24 protein-coding genes and 1 pseudogene are annotated in these 19,634 nt (G+C 46.8%); 16 read left to right on the top strand and 9 right to left on the bottom strand.

Going from position 1 to position 19,634, the window contains the following annotated elements; genetic code table 11:
- Positions 1–19 precede the first annotated feature (19 nt).
- The 8 genes from KNO86_RS13010 (at position 20) to KNO86_RS12975 (ending at position 8,408) form a co-directional block, all read left to right on the top strand.
- A complete protein-coding gene (locus KNO86_RS13010; RefSeq protein WP_214696929.1) occupies positions 20–892 on the top strand; it encodes a TetR/AcrR family transcriptional regulator in 873 nt (290 codons plus the stop codon).
- 139 nt (positions 893–1,031) lie between these two features.
- Entirely contained in the window at positions 1,032–2,120 is a 1,089-nt protein-coding gene (locus KNO86_RS13005; RefSeq protein ID WP_214696927.1) for a hypothetical protein, read from the top strand.
- Positions 2,121–2,314: 194 nt separating this feature from the next.
- The gene (locus KNO86_RS13000; RefSeq protein ID WP_214696925.1) at positions 2,315–3,328 is read left to right on the top strand and encodes a LacI family DNA-binding transcriptional regulator; all 1,014 of its coding nucleotides are present in this window, start codon (positions 2,315–2,317) and stop codon (positions 3,326–3,328) included.
- Between the two features lie 169 nt (positions 3,329–3,497).
- The gene (locus KNO86_RS12995; RefSeq protein ID WP_214696923.1) at positions 3,498–4,805 is read left to right on the top strand and encodes an ABC transporter substrate-binding protein; all 1,308 of its coding nucleotides are present in this window, start codon (positions 3,498–3,500) and stop codon (positions 4,803–4,805) included.
- 59 nt (positions 4,806–4,864) lie between these two features.
- Positions 4,865–5,767: a carbohydrate ABC transporter permease gene (locus KNO86_RS12990; protein ID WP_214696921.1), complete on the top strand. Its 903-nt coding sequence runs from the start codon at positions 4,865–4,867 to the stop codon at positions 5,765–5,767.
- Positions 5,768–5,770: 3 nt separating this feature from the next.
- Positions 5,771–6,700, top strand: a complete 930-nt coding sequence (locus KNO86_RS12985) for a carbohydrate ABC transporter permease (RefSeq protein ID WP_214696919.1) — start codon at positions 5,771–5,773, stop codon at positions 6,698–6,700.
- A gap of 24 nt (positions 6,701–6,724) precedes the next feature.
- Positions 6,725–8,077 (top strand): GH1 family beta-glucosidase, encoded by a 1,353-nt coding sequence (locus tag KNO86_RS12980; protein WP_214696917.1) that lies wholly within the window; start codon positions 6,725–6,727, stop codon positions 8,075–8,077.
- An 85-nt stretch (positions 8,078–8,162) separates the two neighbouring features.
- Positions 8,163–8,408, top strand: coding sequence for a hypothetical protein (locus KNO86_RS12975; RefSeq protein ID WP_214696915.1), 246 nt, complete (start codon positions 8,163–8,165; stop codon positions 8,406–8,408).
- Positions 8,409–8,441: 33 nt separating this feature from the next.
- Here the strand turns inward: KNO86_RS12975 and KNO86_RS12970 are convergent, their stop codons facing one another.
- The 8 genes from KNO86_RS12970 to KNO86_RS12935 all read right to left on the bottom strand — a co-directional run bounded on the left by KNO86_RS12970 (position 8,442) and on the right by KNO86_RS12935 (position 14,737).
- Positions 8,442–9,404, bottom strand: coding sequence for a quinone oxidoreductase family protein (locus KNO86_RS12970; protein ID WP_214696913.1), 963 nt, complete (start codon positions 9,402–9,404; stop codon positions 8,442–8,444).
- A gap of 86 nt (positions 9,405–9,490) precedes the next feature.
- Positions 9,491–10,060, bottom strand: a complete 570-nt coding sequence (locus KNO86_RS12965) for a hypothetical protein (protein WP_214696912.1) — start codon at positions 10,058–10,060, stop codon at positions 9,491–9,493.
- Positions 10,057–10,383, bottom strand: coding sequence for a hypothetical protein (locus KNO86_RS12960; protein ID WP_214696910.1), 327 nt, complete (start codon positions 10,381–10,383; stop codon positions 10,057–10,059). Before KNO86_RS12960 ends, KNO86_RS12965 begins: the two co-directional genes overlap by 4 nt.
- Positions 10,384–10,457: 74 nt before the next feature.
- The gene (locus KNO86_RS12955; RefSeq protein WP_214696903.1) at positions 10,458–11,786 is read right to left on the bottom strand and encodes a PTS sugar transporter subunit IIC; all 1,329 of its coding nucleotides are present in this window, start codon (positions 11,784–11,786) and stop codon (positions 10,458–10,460) included.
- Positions 11,787–11,798: 12 nt separating this feature from the next.
- Positions 11,799–13,205 carry a GH1 family beta-glucosidase gene (locus KNO86_RS12950; RefSeq protein WP_214696901.1) on the bottom strand — a complete coding sequence of 469 codons (1,407 nt, stop codon included), beginning with the start codon at positions 13,203–13,205 and terminating at the stop codon, positions 11,799–11,801.
- Between the two features lie 15 nt (positions 13,206–13,220).
- On the bottom strand, positions 13,221–13,529 hold the full coding sequence (locus KNO86_RS12945; protein ID WP_015880671.1) for a PTS sugar transporter subunit IIB: 309 nt from the start codon (positions 13,527–13,529) through the stop codon (positions 13,221–13,223).
- Positions 13,526–13,873, bottom strand: coding sequence for a PTS lactose/cellobiose transporter subunit IIA (locus KNO86_RS12940; protein WP_214696899.1), 348 nt, complete (start codon positions 13,871–13,873; stop codon positions 13,526–13,528). The genes KNO86_RS12945 and KNO86_RS12940 overlap by 4 nt, the downstream gene beginning before the upstream one ends.
- Before the next feature lie 153 nt (positions 13,874–14,026).
- A complete protein-coding gene (locus KNO86_RS12935) occupies positions 14,027–14,737 on the bottom strand; it encodes a GntR family transcriptional regulator (RefSeq protein ID WP_214696897.1) in 711 nt (236 codons plus the stop codon).
- A gap of 205 nt (positions 14,738–14,942) precedes the next feature.
- On the opposite strand from KNO86_RS12935, the gene KNO86_RS12930 reads away from it, so the two are divergent.
- From KNO86_RS12930 to KNO86_RS12900, 7 genes are read left to right on the top strand one after another with little or no spacing between them, the layout of a single operon-like run.
- Positions 14,943–15,377, top strand: coding sequence for a hypothetical protein (locus KNO86_RS12930; protein ID WP_214696895.1), 435 nt, complete (start codon positions 14,943–14,945; stop codon positions 15,375–15,377).
- A 25-nt stretch (positions 15,378–15,402) separates the two neighbouring features.
- Positions 15,403–15,798, top strand: a complete 396-nt coding sequence (locus KNO86_RS12925) for a hypothetical protein (RefSeq protein ID WP_214696893.1) — start codon at positions 15,403–15,405, stop codon at positions 15,796–15,798.
- Positions 15,799–16,248, top strand: coding sequence for a hypothetical protein (locus tag KNO86_RS12920; protein ID WP_214696891.1), 450 nt, complete (start codon positions 15,799–15,801; stop codon positions 16,246–16,248).
- Complete coding sequence (locus tag KNO86_RS12915; protein WP_214696890.1) at positions 16,232–16,702, top strand: hypothetical protein; 471 nt, start codon at positions 16,232–16,234, stop codon at positions 16,700–16,702. Before KNO86_RS12920 ends, KNO86_RS12915 begins: the two co-directional genes overlap by 17 nt.
- A complete protein-coding gene (locus tag KNO86_RS12910; protein ID WP_214696888.1) occupies positions 16,681–17,199 on the top strand; it encodes a hypothetical protein in 519 nt (172 codons plus the stop codon). The genes KNO86_RS12915 and KNO86_RS12910 overlap by 22 nt, the downstream gene beginning before the upstream one ends.
- The gene (locus tag KNO86_RS12905; RefSeq protein WP_214696881.1) at positions 17,186–17,656 is read left to right on the top strand and encodes a hypothetical protein; all 471 of its coding nucleotides are present in this window, start codon (positions 17,186–17,188) and stop codon (positions 17,654–17,656) included. Before KNO86_RS12910 ends, KNO86_RS12905 begins: the two co-directional genes overlap by 14 nt.
- A gap of 26 nt (positions 17,657–17,682) precedes the next feature.
- Complete coding sequence (locus tag KNO86_RS12900) at positions 17,683–18,426, top strand: endonuclease/exonuclease/phosphatase family protein (protein ID WP_214696879.1); 744 nt, start codon at positions 17,683–17,685, stop codon at positions 18,424–18,426.
- Between the two features lie 29 nt (positions 18,427–18,455).
- On the opposite strand, the gene KNO86_RS12895 is transcribed toward KNO86_RS12900, so the two are convergent.
- Positions 18,456–18,791 carry a hypothetical protein gene (locus KNO86_RS12895; protein WP_214696877.1) on the bottom strand — a complete coding sequence of 112 codons (336 nt, stop codon included), beginning with the start codon at positions 18,789–18,791 and terminating at the stop codon, positions 18,456–18,458.
- A 412-nt stretch (positions 18,792–19,203) separates the two neighbouring features.
- On the opposite strand from KNO86_RS12895, the pseudogene KNO86_RS12890 reads away from it, so the two are divergent.
- Positions 19,204–19,634: pseudogene (locus tag KNO86_RS12890) on the top strand (glutamine--fructose-6-phosphate transaminase (isomerizing)); the annotation flags it as partial.

The following is a 19,634-nucleotide window of genomic DNA, read 5'->3' as shown; positions in this document are numbered from 1 at the left end:
AGAACGGAGTCATGAAAGCATGAAAGAGAAAAAGAGAAAAGTCGCAGACATTGCCATGTCTCTCTTCATCGAAAATGGAGTGCAACACACATCGGTGCAAGAGATCATTGATCGTGCCAACATCTCCAAAGGAACGTTTTATAACTACTTCTCATCGAAGACGGATTGTGTGGCCAGTATCCTCGAAAACTTGCGATATGATGCCGGACAGCGCCGGATCGAGATGCAGATGGGACGTGACAAACGAGATCGTGACGTTTTTATCGAACAGATTTCGATTTTGATTCAATTGAATGAAGAACGGAACTTGCACGCGTTGTTTGAATCGATCATGTCGTCGAACGAGAATGAATTGAAGAAACTCGTGCTACAACACCGCATTTATGAAATCGAATGGATTGCGATGCGCTTGACGGAAATCATCGGAGAGTCTGTGAGACCATATTCGATGGAATTGACGGTGCTCTTTAACGGGATGTTGCAACACATCTTGTTCACGAATCGGATTACGAATGCCGCCTACTCTCCTCAAAAAGTCGTGCGGAGTTTATATACGTATGTCGAGTTGATTGCCGCCCGGATGATGGAGACAGGAGAGCACGTCTTGAACCCGGTCACGGTCGATCAAATGCGTGGAACGACAGATAAGCATCTCATTACAATTGAAGAATTAATCGAGATGGCTGCACGTATCGAAGAGCATGTCGAGATGACGGAAGAGCAACGTGATTTATTTGATGCGATCTCACATGAGTTGAAACAAGATCGTCTTCGAAAAATTGTTCTGGAGCAGTTGTTGAAGCCGTTCCAACGACTATTCAAAGGTGTGACAGGCGAGACAGAAGTACAAAAGTTCACGAATCTTGTGTGGCTGTATACACGGACACATTAAAAATCATCCAACATTTTGGATGATTTTTATTTTTGGGAAGAAAAGATAGAACAAATGTAGGTTCGTATGGGAAATATGGGTAATAATTAATGGTGAGTAATGTTGAACGGAGGATGATTGAAGATAGGAGGAGCTGAATATGCTAGAAAGTGTGATTGCATTTACTGCGATCGCTCTACTAATAGGTGGAGCGGCATATGGTCTCTATTCTGTATTTCGTTATTTTATCAAAAAGGATATCACGCCATTTCCGATTATATTAGGAGGTTCGATTTTTCTCGCGGGTATTTGGTTGATTTTCATACTCGGAATTCTTGAAACAAATAATCAAGAAGCTGTTACTAATTTTGAAGAAGAGAGCACGGTAGCAGTTACAGAGGACGAAAGTGAACCTGAACCGGTAATTGAAGCGGAGGAATCTGAAGAGGTCGAAGAAGTTCAAGAACCTTCTGTGAAAGAGTTTTTACAGGATGTTCAGCCGGAGGACCCACTATCGAACTATGAAGATTACATGGAATTTTATGAATTACAAATTAACCGAGGATACACTGTTTACGGCATGGAGTTTGATGAAGTCACAATCGAGAATCAAAACATAATCGTGGTATATGACGCAGACTCAATTATCGAGGTAGGTGTGAATAAAGATTTAGATCAAGTAAAAAATGATCATGTCAAAAGGGTTCAAGAAGACTTGACGACAACGATAGAAGGTTCATCAGATATGGGGACAGATGCAATTCAACTTGAAAGAGGTTTTGCTGTTGTAGCCAGCACTTACAATGGATCAAGCAACTTTGCAGTGACACTTCAAAATGATCAAGGAGAAATGATTGATTTACTAGTGAATGAAATAGGAAACTATTCAGGAAAGAGTTTTGTTTGGATTGAGGATACAGGGGATTATTACTTAAATATAAATGGCAATCAAGGTAATTGGACAATTAACGTTATGCAATATCGACCACTCGAAATAGAAAGTCTACCAGGTGATATAAAAGGTAAAGGTGACGATGTGGTCTTTTTTGAAATTGATAAAGGGTCTTATCAAATTTCATTTTCACATAATGGGGATTCTAATTTCGCTGTGACCGTTAACAAGGTTGATTTGTTAGTGAACGAAATAGGGAGTTACGAAGGCTCTCAACGTTACTCTTTTGAAGAGTCTAGTGTATATGTGTTTGTTATAACGGCAGATGGAGACTGGAGTATCAACGTTAAAGAATAGTTAAATTAAAAAACTGATAACGAAATAGTTTAACTTGGACATAGGTATGACAAAAATCTTCCCGATACAGTAATATAGAAGAAACAAGGAATGGAAAAAAGAATCAAAAAGTTTCCTCGAAAAAGAATTGATTCCTACGAATTCATGCGCTACAATCAAATTACCGAAAGCGCTTTCGGGAAGAGGAGAATGACATGGGTACGATTTATGATTTAGCCAAAAAAACAGGATTCTCAATCACGACAGTGTCCAAAGCGTTGAACAACTATAAAGACGTGAGTGACAAGACGAGAGCAAAGATTCTTCAAGCCGCTGCTGAGATGGACTACTTGCCGAACGCACATGCCCAGTCGTTATCGACGAAAAAATCATGGGCGATCGGGGTCATGTTCTCAGAGGCGAATGAAGTTGGGATGAAGCACCCGTTCTTCAACGGGATCATCGAAAGTTTTCGTCACGCGACAGAGGAGCAAGGCTATGATTTGATCTTCGCCTCGCGTAACCTGCGCAACCGTGATATGAGTTATCTCGAACACTTCAAACACCGTGCGGTCGACGGCATCGTCGTCATCTGCTCGGACCGAATGGATGAGCAAGTTCAGGAGCTCATGCGAAGCGACATCCCGATCGTCGTCGTCGATATGGACAGCGCCAATTGTAGCGTCGTCTATTCCGACAACATCGAAGGGGCACGTCTCGCTGTGAATTACCTCTATGAACTCGGTCATCGGAAAATTGCCCACATCGCTGGGGATGAGACGATTGACGCTGGAGCGGCACGGATCAAAGGATATGAACTTGCGATGCAAGAGCTGAACCTTCCGATTCGACCAGGCTACCTCGTCAACGCCGGCTTCTTTTCGGTTGAGGAAGGCAAGCAAGCGATGGAACGATTGCTTGAATTAGACGATCAACCGACCGCTGTCTTTGTGGCCGGGGATCAGATGGCAATCGGCGTCATCGAAGCAATTCACGAACACGGTCTTCACGTCCCGAATGACATTTCTGTCATCGGATATGACGACATTGAAATGATCCAATACATTACGCCGAAACTGACCACGATTCGCCAAGATACGGATGAAATCGGGGAAGCGGCAGCAGAACTTTTACTTGAACAAATGACCGCGAAAGAGCGACTCACCGAACGTCGCATCATTCCGGTACGCTTAGTAGAACGGGCATCTTGTGCGCCGGTCAAACAGTGATTTATAGCCAATGATATTTCGAAGTCGCTCTCTTTTCTTCAGCGGATGGAGAGGGGAGCGCGATTTCGAAAGTCATTTTTAGAGAAAATCGAAAGCGCTTTCGATAATTATTCACCTCTTTTTGCAAGCGCTTTCTACTATTACTTATAAAAAAGGATGGGAACAACACATGCGTAAACTTGTTAGCTTACTTACCATTGGAGCACTTTCAGTTGGTGTCTTGAGCGCTTGCTCTGACGGCGGCGAAGGATCATCTTCAGAAGGTTCAAAAGATGATGTCCTAAAAATTTGGTCATTCACAGATGAGTTGAAAGAGCCAATCAAAACGTTCGAAGAGCGTAACGGCGTGAAAGTCGAATTGACAATCGTACCGACGGCTGACTACGCAACGAAGTTGAAGCCAGCTCTTGAAAGTGGCGTCGGCGCACCGGACGTCTTCACGGGTGAAATCGCGTTCCTTAAACAATGGATTGATGCTGGATATTGGGAAAACCTTTCTGAAGAACCATACAACGCAGAAGAAGTTTCTGGAGACATCGTTCCTTACGTCTTCGACCTCGGGAAAGACAAGGGCGGAAACGTTCGTGCCCTTTCATGGCAAACAACTCCAGGTGGGATCTACTACAAACGTAGCATCGCTAAAGAAGCACTCGGTACTGATGACCCGGCTGAAGTCGGCGAAATGATGAGTTCGATGGACGGACTCTTCGAAGTCGGTGAAAAGCTTAAAGATAAAGGCTACAAACTCTTCCCAGACGAAGGTTCAATCCGTTGGTTCGCACAAGGCGATGACCCACAAGCATGGGTAAACGAAGACAATGAACTTGTGTTGACTGAAGGGAAACAAAACTACTTCGACTACGCGAAAGAGCTTCGTGAAAATAACTTGACTGCTCTCGCACCAGAATGGTCACCATCTTGGTTCGAAGGAATGGATAAGCCGATCAAAGTGAAAGAAGGCGGCAAAGAAACGGAAACAGAAGTCTTCTCTTACGTACTTCCAACTTGGGGTCTCCACGCTGTCTTGAAAGAGAACGCGAAAGACACTGCTGGTGACTGGGCTGTTACAAGCGGACCGAGCCCATACTTCTGGGGCGGTACATGGGTCGGGATCTACAAAGACTCTAAACATAAAGAAGAGGCTTACGAATTCATCAAACTCATGACACAAGATGAAGAGTTCTTGACTGAATGGGCGAAAGAGACAGGCGATGTACTTGCTTATAACCCAGTTACAGAAAAAATCAAAACGGACTTCAGCGACGAGTTCCTCGGCGGACAGAACAACTACGAGTTCTTCCTCGGCGAAGCAGAATCGATCAAACCAGGGATCGTTACGAAATACGACCAACAGCTCGACACGCTTTACGGAGCGGCAGTTAACTCTTACGTAGAAGGTAAGAAGTCGAAAGAAGATGCAATCAAAGAGTTCAAGAAACAAGTTAAAAACGCTTATCCAGACATCGTAGTAGACTGACGATGACCAACACGAGGGAGGAATTTCCTCCCTCGGTTCTTATGGAAGGAGAAATATACGTGAAAAAATTAGATCGTTACGGCTATCTGTTCATCGCCCCGTTCTGGGTTGTATTCTTGACGTTTAGCATTTATCCGGTTTTCTTGACGCTTTACTATAGCTTCACGAACTACACCGGTAGCCCAGGAGAAGAGATTGTCGGATTTGCGAACTATACACGGTTGTTGACGGACACATACTTCATCGAAGCGTTTTTCAACACCATCAAGATTTGGGGAGTCAACTTCGCCTTGCAGATGGGAATGGCCCTTTTATTGGCGCTCTTATTCTCTGATCTACGTTTGAAGCTAAAAGGATTAAACTTCTTCCGTTCATTCTTCTATCTTCCAAACTTGATCACAATCAGCTCGGTCGCGCTTTTGTTCGGTATTTTGCTCGACTGGCAGCATGGTTCACTCAACATGGTGTTGATGAAAATCGGTTTGATTTCAAATCCGATCGACTGGTTGGCAGAACCCGTGACGGCTCAACTATCCGTCTCACTCATCTTGACATGGATGTGGTTCGGTCACTCCTTCATCATCGTGATGGCAGGTGTCTCAGGAATCTCGACAGATTACTTTGAAGCCGCTCACATCGACGGTGCGAATCGTTGGCAGATGTTTACGAAAGTGACGTTGCCGCTCTTAAAACCAATCCTTCTCTACATCATGATCACATCGCTCATCGGTGGACTTCAATTGTTCGACCTGCCGATGTTGATTACAGATGGAATCGGTTCACCAGACGGTTCGTTGAACACGATGGTGCTTTACTTGTATAACCAAGCCTTCAAGTACAACAACTACGGCTACGCATCTGCGGTCGCTTACGGCTTATTCTTGATCACGCTCATCTTCTCGGCGATCGTCTTCAAAGGTATGTTCCGCAACGAACGCGCAACACAGAAGAAGGGGGCGTAAGCGATGGAACAAAATGCAGAAACACGGCGAATGCTTCCGGATAGCGAAGCGCAGCCAAAACGTAAAGAAGACCGTCCACTCAAAGTGGCGCCACCTAAAAAAGAAAAGTCGAAATATAGTGATGTTCGAGTCTTGATCTATGCAAGTTTGACTATTCTTGCGATCATCTGCTTCATCCCGTTCTTGATGATGATCATCAACGCGACTCGGACGAATGGAGAAGTCATATCTGGCTTCACCTTGATTCCTGGTACAGCATTGCTCGATAACTACGCTACTCTCAGCGAGTACATCAACATCTGGACCGGCTTTAAAAACAGCTTGATTATCTCGGTGTCGGTAACGGTACTTTCGGGCTACTTCTCAGCCCTTACAGCTTATGGATTCACGTTCTACAACTTCAAAGGGAAGAATGCGATGTTCATCTTCATGCTCGTCATGATGATGGTTCCGGCACAACTTGGACTCATCGGATTCTACGAGATTTCAAAAACGCTCGGTATTCTCGATACGTTCATCCCGTTGATTGTTCCTGCGATTGCAACACCGTTCACGGTCTTCTTCATCCGCCAGTACACGCAAGCGACACTTCACATCAGTTTGATTGAAGCGGCACGGATTGACGGTGCGAGCGAGTTACGTATTTTCCACACAATCGCGCTCCCAATGATGATGCCAGCGATTGCGACGATGTCGATCTTCACGTTCATCGGCTCATGGAACAACTACTTGATGCCACTTGTCCTCTTATTCTCTCCTGAGAAATACACGTTGCCTGTCTTGATGGGCTTCTTGAAAGGATCACAAGTCGCAGAAAACCTTGGCGCGCTTTACCTAGGAATCGCGATCTCGGTCGTACCGATCATGATTGCCTTCTTGTTCCTCTCGAAGTACATCGTCAGCAGTATTTCGGCAGGTGCTGTCAAAGAATAAATATAGAGAAAAGAGGAAAACACTATGCATTTTAAGAAAGACTTCGTATTCGGGACAGCCACGTCCTCGTACCAAATTGAAGGCGCACACAATGAAGGGGGACGTACCCCTTCGATCTGGGATATGTTCTGTGACATCGACGGGCGCGTGTTTGAAAAGCATAACGGCGATGTCGCATGTGACCACTACCATCGTTACGAGGAAGACATTCAGCACATCAAAAAGCTAGGTGTCGACACGTATCGATTCTCCATCGCGTGGCCACGCATCTTCCCTGCCAAGGGAGAGTATAACCCAGAAGGAATGGCGTTCTACAAAAACTTGGCACTACGTCTCCGTGAAGAAGGGATCAAACCAGCCGTCACGATTTACCACTGGGATCTTCCGATGTGGGCTCACGAAGAAGGTGGCTGGGTCAACCGTGAATCAGTCGACTGGTTCCTCGATTATGCGAAAGTCTGTTTTGAAGAGCTTGATGACATCGTCGACTCTTGGATTACCCACAATGAGCCTTGGTGTGCCGGCTTCCTCGGCTACCACGTCGGTGTTCACGCACCGGGTCATCGTGACATGAACGAAGCGGTACGCGCCGTGCACCACATCTTGTTGTCGCACGGAAAAGCGGTCGAATTGTTGAAGCGAGAGATGACATCCACGACCCCAATCGGCATCACGCTCAACTTGTCACCGATGTACGCGAAGACGGATTCGGCGAATGACCGCCTTGCGATGAACAATGCCGACGGGTATTCGAATCGCTGGTTCCTCGATCCGGTCTTCAAAGGCCAGTATCCGGTCGACATGATGAACTTGTTCTCCAAATATGTGCATAACTTCGATTTCATCCAATCGGGTGATATGGAGACGATCTCGACAGCTTGCGATTTCTTCGGAATCAACTTTTACAGCCGTGGCATTGTCGAGTTCAACGCAGCAAACGATTTCTTGAAGGCAGACGCTTACTCGGACTATGAGAAGACGGGCATGGGCTGGGATATCGCCCCGAACGAATTCAAAGACCTGATCCGTCGTTTACGCGCCGAGTATACTGACCTTCCCATCTACATCACAGAGAACGGTGCCGCATTTGACGACGTGCTGGAAAATGGCGAAGTCCATGATGATAATCGGATCGACTACGTCCGCCAGCACCTCGAAGCCGTCTCTGACTTGAACGATGAAGGCATGAACATTCAAGGCTACTACCTTTGGTCGCTCATGGATAACTTCGAATGGAGCTTCGGATACGAGAAGCGCTTCGGAATCCTCTATGTCGACTTTGAGACACAAGAGCGTATCTGGAAAGATAGCGCGAAGTGGTATGCCGGTGTCATCGCCGACCATAAAGCCGAACACGCGGATAGCGTCGAGGCGTAACATGCATCCATCCCTGCCGCTACGGGGATGGATTTTTTGTGTGCATTTTATCTGTTACGGGAACTGTAAGAGGGGAGGGATATTCATGAAACGAGAATTTTCGACATACGAAGTAACAGGCTATGACGACCAAGGGAAGATCAAGTTCGTTCATTTGAGAGAAGGGGAGTTCGTGTTACCGGTTGAGATTAAAGGAGACGACTTACGAAAAATCAAGAAGATGATGGAACTGAATCCCGGGGTGACTGTGATTATTCATGCGGCGGTCGAACAGAAACGGATGCGGCTGCTTGAGGTGGACGGATATTCACTCCGAAAAGAGGATACGTAAAACGCCAGCACCGAAAAGGGGCTGGCGCTTTGTTTATGGAATTAAAAGTATTTTCCCTTGGCTCTTCCGACTTTCTAAAAAGGCATGGGCCGATGCACCATCTGACAAGGCGAACGTTGTCGGTGATGGAATGATGAGTGAACCGTCCTCGATCCAACTGAACAATTCGTGCGACCGACGAATGCGTTCCTCCTTTGAGGTGAGGACGTTCCATAAGTCGCCACCCGTCAATGTCTTCGATGTGTCCATGAGCATACGCGGATCGACCGGTTTTGGATCGCCGCCGGCCATGCCGTAGAAGACGACCGTTCCACCGATACGAGTCGCTTCAAAGCTGTTTTCTAATGTCGCACCGACTGAATCATAAATGACATCGGCACCGCGACCGTCCGTGGCATTACGAATCTCTTCGACCCATGCTTCATCATAGCGATAGGCACGGGCACCATGTGTTTGAATAGTGGTCACTTTTTCGGCTGTGGACGTGAGACCGATGACCTGTCCGCCGAGACGCTGAATCATTTGCGTCAACAATTGACCGACACCGCCAGCGGCTGCATGTACGACCGCGACATCATCGGCCTGAATCCGATAGCTGTCGTGGACGAGGTAATGGGCCGTCAATCCTTGAAGCATGGTCGATGCGGCTGCTTCGAATGAAATGGCATCTGGAAGAGGAATCGCCTTGTCGAGCGGAACGGCAACAAATTCTGCGTTGGCGTGCGGGACATCGGCAAAGGCGATGCGGTCCCCGACTTGAAGCGAGGTGATGTTCGCCCCGACCGCTTCGATGACACCGGCTCCTTCATATCCCAGAATGTATGGAGGTTCTCCGACGAGATGATAGTTGCCTTTCCGGCGATACACATCGGCATAGTTCAATCCAATGGCTTTTGTGCGTACCAATACTTCATCAACTTGTGGCATCGGTGTCGGGACTTCTTCATATGTTAAAACATCAGGACCACCGAACTGATGGAAGACGAGTGCCTTCATGCTGATCACTTCCTTCGTTAGACTCACTAAAACTATAGCATACGGCTCGCGATTCACTCGTGATGACGCACAAAAGTCACCGGCCATTAAGTAGGTTCGGTGACTTCGGTAGATTGACTGATACGTTTGACTCGCTTTAATACGTCCCGCTTCGGTAAATTCGGATATTCACTCTGAATGCGTTCGACACAGGACACGATTGTCTCCGTGCGTAACAGATGAACGATCTGTTGATCGATGGAATCGAGTTCGAGTGGCGTCTTTTCTTTCAAATCCTCCCGATTTAGCCAAAACGATGCACCGAATAAGTGAACGAATATAATCGCCATGACGGTGAACGTCGATAAATCGATAGATGAGAAGAAGGAAAGCGCAACGTATAGACTGATTCCACTCACGATTCCGTGAAGGATTGTATCGAGTAGGCGCGGTGCGTTCACACGAAAAAATGAGCGTAGCGCTCCCGTTATACCATCGACAAAGAAGCTCAAGGTAGTCGATAGCAGATAGAAACAACCGAGCATAGCGAGTGTCGATAGGACTGGGAACGATGTGTCTTCAAGTAAATAGATGAGAATCAAATCGACGGCAAGTAGCGGGGCGAGGGCGAGAGTTAGAATCAGTGCACCCCAACCGAGGCCTGTCACAACCTTCATGAGATGTGAGCCCGATACCGTCCGAGCGCGATGAATGCAGCAATCAGACAGACCATATGTAGCACAACCCCGATGAGCATGGCGTACGGGATGATGGACTGGAAGCCAAGACCGAATGCGAGGGCGGCACTCGATAAGATGATGAAGCTCGCTGTATAATTTCGTACGGTTCTTTTCTGCTTATTCGCATGTGCCACGGAGTATCCGGCAATGAGTAGAAAGACGGGAAACAACATGATGGGGTAGATCGATTGAAACATCAGTCCGAGTAATCCGGTCAGACCCGCAAGGACAGCGAATATAGAAGGATAGTGGGCTTTCAAATTTCCAACTCCTTAACTCTTTTCCCTAAATATAACAGCCCTCCTCATTGCTGAGAAGGGCTGTCGTTTTTGTTTCAGGCTGACGCTTTATCTGCTTCTTCTTGTGCTTTCAATTCTTCACCATACGAAACGCGGTCTTGAATGCGAACGAATGGAAGGTAAACCGCAACGGCCATAGCAATCGTTGCAATCTGTAAGAGCGCAGCACGCCATCCACCAATCAAGAATCCAGAGATGACTGGAGGTGTCGTCCATGGTACTTGAAGGGCATTGAACGGCTCGACCCAACCCCAAAGGATGGCGAAGTAAACCATGAATGAAGCGATGGCTGGCACGACAACGAATGGGACGAACATGATCGGGTTGAAGACGATTGGCATCCCGAAGATGACCGGCTCATTGATGTTGAAGATACTTGGCGCAAGTGACAACTTACCGAGCTGTTTCAAGTGTGCCGAACGTGCGACAATCAGTGTCGCGATGATGAAACCGATTGTGATTCCTGATCCACCGAGTTTCGTGAACACATCAAGGAACTGGATTGTAACGATTTTTGCGTTCTCACCAGCGACAAGCGTACCACCAGCATCGATGATCGCTTGGTTTTGAAGCGCGTTCGCTGTGAGAAGTGGTCCCATGATTCCCATAAGGATTGCGGCACCGTGAATCCCACACCACCACATGACAGACATGAGCACCATGATGATAACGGCTCCAGCGAGTGTGTCTGTCAAGTTTTGAAGTGGTGCTTGAAGCACATCATAGATGACTTCTGTGAACGTACGCTCTGCAACCGCTTGGAAAATCGCAAACGTTGCAACGGCGAGCGAGATGATTGCCAAACCAGGAACAAGTGCAGAGAATGAGTTCGATACGCCTGGCGGTACACCGTCTGGCATTTTAATGCTGATCCCACGTTTGATGAACTGCGAGTAGATGAATCCAACTGTCAATCCGACGATGATGGCAGCGAGGACACCTTGTCCACCTGTCCATACTTTTGGAATGACGCCACCGACGAATTCCCCAGATTCAGACAAGACAGAAGCTTGTGTGATGATGAGGAACGAGATGATTCCGAGAATACCAGCCGGTACCCCTTCGATCTTTTCGTTCTTGACGTATGAGTAAGCGATTCCAAAAACACCGATTAAAGCAAGGATGTCAAACGTCGCACCGACGACTTGCGTGAGCGGGAGTGACCAGTCTGCCCCGAATAGGCCTGACATGAAGTCAGCCCAACCTGGAATCGGTAACGCCAGGATGAGAAGGAACAGCGACCCGATGATGGTCATCGGCATCGTGAGGATGAACCCGTCCTTAATCGCAAGGACGGGCTTGGCGTTCGCGAAGCGAACAAAAGCAGGGGTGAACTTTTCAAATACTCTTTCTAAGCGGCTCATAGGGGAACCTCCTTATAGGTCTTCAGCGCGCGTGGCGATGATCTCTTTATACCAGTGGAACGACTGTTTCTTCTTCCGTGCGAGACCGTTGTTGTGGTCGACGTAGATGAAGCCGTATTGTTTCTTATAACCGTTCAACCAACTGAGAAGGTCAATTGCAGACCAAGCATAGTAACCGGCAACGTTGATGCCTTGTTGAACAGCATGTTTGACTGCACGAAGGTGACCTTCGATGTACTCGATTCGTGGCGTGTCCATGATTTCACCGTCGACGATCGGGTCGACATCACCGAGACCGTTCTCTGTGATATAGATTTTGACGTCGCCGTAACGATCTTTTAACATGTGCATCCCATCGAGGAACGCTTCCGGTGAGATTTCCCAATCCCATTTCGTGTACACTTTGTCGTCCATCTTGACTGTCTTATAGACGCCATCGAACGATGGGTTACCAGGGCGACCTGTCGAGTTCTCACGTCCACCAGCCATGACGAGCGCTGAGTCATTTTTCATGACGCGCTGCGGGCTGTAGTAGTTGAGACCGATAAAGTCGTTCATCGGAGCGGTACGTTTCAAGACGTCGAGTTCTTCCTCTGTCATTTCAGGGAGAAGACCTTGTTCGTTCAGACCGTTCACGACGTACTCTGGATATTCACCTTTTAAGATCGGGTCGTAGAACCAATGTGTCGCATAAGCGTTCGCATGCATTTCGGCAAACTTGTTCTCTTCTGCGTCATCGATACTGAACGCCGGGTTGAACACGTGCGTGATCCCGATTTCGCCAGTGTGACCGTTTTGTTTGAAGAGCTCGACGGCACGGGCGTGAGCGACGAAGACGTTATGCGTCGTTTGGAAATAACCTTTGACGTCGCCTTCGATACCTGGCGGGTGTGCGCCTGTTAAGTATCCAAGTGAGCAGAAGATGACCGCTTCGTTGAATGTGATCCAGTGGTTGACACGGTCACCGAACGATTGGAAGCAAGTATCCGCGAAACGGACGAATGCGTCAACCGTCTCTTTGTTCTTCCATCCGCCTTTTTCTTCAAGTGCTTGTGGAAGGTCCCAATGGTAAAGCGTGACGAATGGGACGATGTCGTGTTTCAAACATTCGTCGATCAGATTGTTATAGAACTCAAGTCCTTTTTCGTTCACTTCACCCGTACCGTTCGGGAAGACGCGTGGCCATGAGATCGAGAAGCGATATGATTCGAGTCCCATCTCCGCCATGAGCGCGATGTCTTCTTTATAACGATGGTAATGGTCGACTGCGACGTCGCCGTTTGTGTTTTCAAATGTCTTACCAGGAATTTTCGAGAAGACGTCCCAGTTCGAGAGGCCTTTCCCGTCCTCGTTCCATGCGCCTTCGACCTGATAAGAGGCCGAAGCGGCGCCGAACAAGAAATCTTTAGGCATTTTCAAAGTCATCACCTCAGTTTATTTATTTACAAGTTTCAATGAGTGGTCTAATACTTTCGCACCGTTCATCATGCCGTAGTCGACTGTGTTGATGACGTCGATTGGAACACCTTTTGGTTCACAGATTTGCTTCCCTTTTGAAAGAAGATATTTCACTTGTGGTCCGAGAAGCGCAACGTCGATGTTGTCGACGTATGTCTCCATCTCTGATTCTGGGTAAGCTGCGATTTCAGCTTCGATACCGCGCTCAGAGGCAACCGCTTTCATTTTTTCTACTAACATACTTGTTGACATACCTGCCGCACAGAAGAGTCCGATTTTAATCATTTTTGATCCATTCCTTTCAATTCGTTGATTTCGTTTTGCATGTTCATCATATATCCAAGCATTTCTTTAACGAGAATTGTGTTCATCAAGTGATCTTGCGCGTGCACCATGAGGACACCGACTGTTGCCGATTTACCTTGTGCTTCGAGCGTGACGAATTTCGTTTGAATCGCATGTGCTTCTTTTAATGTTGCGTCACCAGCAACGACTGCTGCCTCGGCTTCTTCTTTTTTTCCTTCTTGCATGAGGAGCATCGCTTGATGGTAGCTCGCTTTGGCGTCACCCGAGAGGGCGATGAGACCGAAAATATCTTCCGGTGAGATTTCGATTGTTTCAGAAACCATAGTATCTCTCCTTTTTGTATGGATAACTAAAATTCATAGGTACAAATATTTTCTACACGTTGATAGTAGCACGAAAGCGTTTTCGTGTAAACCCTTACTTTTCGAAAAAAATGCATAAAAAATGCGCACGAGAAAAGCATCTCTCGGGCGCGTTTAGGACTTGATGTTCGAGACTTTGAGCATTTTGACATGTTTAAAATGATGGATGGAACGAGAGACGTCGAAGATTTGACCATTTGTTAAATAGACGGTGTTATCGACAATCAAGGCTGGGTCATTCTCGTTCAAGTCGAGCAGATCGGCGGACTCAGAATCTAAAAAGTCTGCGTAAATGACTCGGTCGGCGAATCCGATGGCAAGTTTTTGGTCACTTCGTAAATACGTATAAATCGACTTTTGGACGATGTTCTCGTCTAAGTAGATGACGAGCTCTTTTCGGAAGTATGAATCTTCCACCGAGAACGGATGGTCATCGACGAGACGTAGACGCTTCACGAAGTAGACGGGTGTCCCAATCGGGCACTTCATACGTTCTGCGACTTCATCGTTTGCAACCGTCTGTTCGAAATGTAAGACGCGTGTTTCGACTTTCCGACCACTGAAGTCACTTGTGAGACCTTGAAGCTTTTCAAGGTTGATGTAATCGCTATTGTAATGGTCGCGGACGAAGACACCGCTCCCTTGGACTTGATAGACGTATCCTTTGTTGACGAGGATCTCGATCGCTTTTCGGACCGTATTGCGACTGACACCATATTTATTGGCGTACTCATCTTCGGTCAATAATTTATTCGTATGTTGGTAGACGTGATTGACAATGTCTGATTCAATCTGGCTCGCAACTTGCTTGTACTTCGGAGACATACAGTTCTACACCTTTCAAAAAAATTTGTGGGAATGAATTTGCTAACAGTATAGCAGATAAACTTTGTAAGCGGATACGTTTCATTTATCAATTGTTGAAAAAAGTCGAACGATTCATTGCGGGAATATTCGGAAAATGTGAAACAATATAAAAGGAGATTGCGTATAAGAAAGGTAGATCCTGTAAAGAAAGGGTGTTTGTTAAGTGAACAATCAAAATCGATTTGTACAAGGAGATACATGGTGGAAGTCACCACTTCGAATAAAATATACCTCGTTTGCGTTCATATTCATGGCGCTTACAGTGTCATACTTCGAAGGTAATGTATGGCTGACAGTTCCACTCATTGTTGTCGGAATCGCGATGATTGGGATAGATGTTAGCAAGTATCATAAACATCGTACGCATGAAAGCGAAAAAATTAAAGTGAAGTCTCTAAAATGGGAACTCATATACGATTTAGTGGATTTAGCAATCCTCATTGTGATCACGGTGGCGCTTCTCTTTATGCAAGTTGACACATTGACAATTTTTGTTGTTCTCACCTTGTGGATGGTGTTCGGTCAGACTTTCCAAAAACAATTCGGAGAACGCATGCCTTTGGTGGATCAATCCGAGAAACAACGGTTGAAGAGATGAATGAACGCATAACGCAAGAGAAGGCATGGGTTTATTCGACCAATGGATCTTCGGCATATTTGGAACATTGGTGGTACTCATGGTTCCCATCAGTCTATGGACGGATGACCTTACATGGGGCGTGTTGTATATCGCCTGTACACTCATTCCGTTGAACATCTTATATGTGAAGCGTTATCGGATGCGCTTGTCATTTCAACCAGAATTGAAAGGGTTATATCGTCGTCAGTTTGCTCGGGACGGGATCAACAGTGTTGCCTTCTTTCTCGCATTGAATCATCAATTATTGTTCACATCAAACGTGGCGTATGTATGTGTCACGGTGTTCATCGCAGGCGCGATGTTATGGACATGGAACGTGGAGACGCAGACAAAACGACAAGATGTAGAGTGTATCAACTTTAACAAGGAGGCGATATAAGTGGAGCAAGACATAAAGTGGATGCAACGGATGCGAGGTTATGCCGTACCCGTCATGATTCTATATGTCACAGCCGTCATTGTCGCCCTCTTGTTAGAGAAAATGTGGTTGATTCCCATTATGGGGTCGGTCTCAGTGATTATCGTCGTGATGGGCTATCAAGAAATGCGCATCATGTGGCGAATGACCAAGCATCCAAAGGCGCATCGAATTCTCATTATTCAATACGTATTCGAATGGGTGGACGCGATTTTGTTGACGACACTCATGGTGACCCTGCTGACCGCAGAAGAATTTGGTCTCATGATTGGTCTCTTTTTCGGGATATGGGGAGTACTTAGTCCGCTTCGGCAGAAGTGGTTCACAAATCAACTCCAACATATTGAACCAGGGCTTCCGACGTATGAAGAGGTGATTGAAGGGAAGGTCTCGCATGAATCGTCCATTTGAACTCACAGTAACGCATGCCAAACAGTTCGAGCGGTTCTTTGGTTGGCCCGTACTCGTCATTTTCTTGATTTCGTTCATCGTGATGTTGCGGACACAGGCGATGTGGGTCATCCCGGTCATGTTGGTCGTAGCCATGGGTATGGCTTATAAAGGATACATGGAATATCGAGTCATTCGCCATTTTGCCGAACATCGAGCGGTCGCTCGCGTGTTACGATATCGACTCATTGACTGTTGGATTGGTGCCGTTTCTTTATTTGCGCTCTTCATCCCGATGTATGTAAACGAAGATGCTTTCATCCTCGCCGGTGGGGTAGTGGCCCTTTGGGGGTTGACGAAATCGTATCGAGAGAAGAAGTGGGAAGAGCGCATCCATGCACATCAGTCAAGGCTACCGACGTATGAAGAGGTGTTAGAAGGAGGAGAGGACGTATGGAACTATCACCAAAAGTAAAGTCGCAAATCGATACGATTTTAAAAGTAGACCGTTTGACGAAATGGGGTGTCGGCATCATCGGAATCGGGCTTGTCGTCAGTTTTTTGATTTACGCCTCGTATTGGACACTCTCGGACGGCGTTGTTACAGGCACATTATATGCCGTGCTCGCCGCAATCTTGACGGGTATTTTTATTCAATATCGGATGTGGCTACGCTTTGTGACGAATCAAACGGCACGTAACCTCTTATCAATCAAAATGATGGCACACACGCTTGCTTTGACCGGTATCGGGATTTACGGACTCTTTTACTTTACGAGTGAAACGACGGGCACACAATCGTTCCGCATGTTCCTCCTTTCCCAGCTGACGTTTTTCGGAATTGAATACTTGGCGAAACGATTCGATCGCGTCATTCAGTCTTATGATGAGAACTATTTGACGGATCAAGATTTAAAAGAAATTCGTGAAGTCCGTGAATACGAAAAGGAGCAGCGTCGTGAACAAACGTGATCAGATGAGAGAGTTGACGGCATTTGATGAAACGGGAAAGTGGACTGTTAGTATGATGAGCGTGGCACTCGCACTTATGCTTTTCTTTGCCGTGGAAAAAGGGTGGATATCGTTAGTAGGCGTGTTGTTGATTTCAAAAATCGCTGCCTTACCTGCATGGAAGAAAACGTGGAGTCGGGAGTCGATTAAAAAACGTTATTTACTATCGAGAGAAGCGAAACGACTCGCGCATTGGAACTCGATCACCGGTTTGACTGCGTACCCGTTTGTAATTGTTTTTCTGTATTTCACGGTTACAGGGCAGATTTCGACGCTTGCTTTTTTTGTTACGAGTGCATTGCTCATCCTGAGTTTTGTGATGATGCATCGATTGTACGAACATCATATGGTTCGTCTCGACGAGAACTATGTCACGGAACGAGAGTTAAAAGAAGAACAAAAATGGGGGAGCGCGTGACTCACTCGAGAAAGTAGGAAGATGAAGTGAGGATTGCGACATATAATATTTGGAACCATGAAACGTCATGGCAAAAACGACTCGATGCGATTTGCCAAGAAGTGAAACGAATCGACGCGGACCTGGTTGCCCTGCAAGAAGTCCGTTCTTATGAGCAGGGGAGTGTGGCGCATGACATTGCAGAAGCGACAGGCTATCCGTTCTGCGTATTTCATCCTTATCCTGACTCACCGGACGAAGGACTCGCTTTTTTGAGCAAGGTTCCTTTGGGTTCAGTTGAAGCGATTTGGGAAAGTGACGTGGAAGAGTCTAACTTTTGTGCAACCCGAGTGACGCTTACGTTCGGCGGTCAGGAATGGGGACTCACGAACGTACATCTGAATTGGCGTTCCGTGTCGATTCGAGAACGTCAGATGGCAACGGTGCGAAATTGGCTACACAAAGGACGTCAAAAATCGGTCGAGGTGTTATGTGGGGATTTCAATGACCATCCTCAATCTTCTATTTATCATGATGTATCGGAGACAGGTTGGCTGGACGTGACGACGTTTGTTGCGGAAGAGCCACGGGCGACGCTAGACGTAAAGCACAACCCGTACCTACAATCCTCTCATCTCGAGCAGTCTGAACGATACGATTGGATTTTGATCCGTTCCGAGTGGAAAGACGTTGAGGTTCAGCATATCGATGTATTCGGCGACATGCGAACGAGTAGGGATGTTGTACCGAGTGATCATTACGGTGTGATGGTCGACTTTACCGTGAAATAATGGGAGGATGTGCTGCGGCGCGTCCTTTTTTATTTGAACAACCGAGCGATGAACCCCACACATGCCGCAAAGGGAAGAAGGAGAAGAAGCCCGAGCCATTGATCACGCCAGACGACAAACCAGAAAGCGGCTTGCAGACACAGGATGCCAACTGCGGCAAAGATCACGAATAAGAATGCTTTCTTACGGGTGGAGCGGTCGTCCCACCATTCTTTAAAGTAAGGAAAACTGCAGAAGAATGCCATGGCCATAAAGAAAATCGCAGGAAACAACATGACATCCCCTAACGTGCTATTCCCTTCAAATTCTAGCCACCTGGATAAGACAGATAACAGTATGCCAATCAACAGGAAGATGCCGCCCATGTGTTTCCCCTCATTTCTTTACTCGTTACTTGTATCATGCCCGTTCTCTCCCTAGTCGAAAACCTGAAGGAGTGATGGCTTTTTAGTGAAAGTGGTGACTTTTACATGAACGGTAAAAAAGTATTCGGCGACATTTTTTCGAATTGCTCTATCCAATTCTTTTTATACTCGATAGCATGAAAGCGTATCTGGAGAAACGGCTGGATATGAAATAGAAGCGCCAGAACTCTATAGAGTTGACGAGGACGAAGGTGATCGAGATTTCGGCGGATGCCTTCCAGTCGCGTGTCACGACTGAGAGGGTCTCGATAAAGCGTTCGGGTGATCGGACGGACAAAGCGAGACTTGATGACATCACTCTAAAAAGCCCGTTTCCTTTTTCGAGAAATCGAAGAATAGAGGAGATTTGTTTATGTGTGGAATCGTAGGAATGATCGGACAAGTTGGAACGAAAGAGATTTTATTAAAAGGGCTTGAAAAGCTCGAGTATCGCGGCTACGACTCGGCAGGGATTGCCTTGGTCGGTGAGGACGTTCGTACATTCAAAGAAGTGGGACGAATCCAAGCACTCCGTGACATCGTACCGGCTGACGCTGAAGGAACCATCGGAATCGGTCACACGCGTTGGGCGACACACGGGGTACCGAGCGTACCGAACGCCCACCCGCACCAAAGTACGACAGGACGTTTCACCCTCGTGCACAACGGCGTGATCGAGAACGATGAACAATTGAAAGCCACACTTGATGTACCCTTCCTCTCGGAGACGGACACGGAAGTCATCGTCCAGCTCATGGAGAAGCACTTCGTCGAGCTCGGTGATGTCGAGGCGGCGTTCCGCAA

The organism is Exiguobacterium sp. s160, from assembly GCF_018617575.1.
In the GTDB taxonomy this organism is placed as follows: Bacteria; Bacillota; Bacilli; order Exiguobacteriales; family Exiguobacteriaceae; genus Exiguobacterium; species Exiguobacterium aestuarii_A.
Note: the sequence above shows the minus strand (reverse complement) of the source record. Positions and strands in the feature narration are given on the sequence as shown.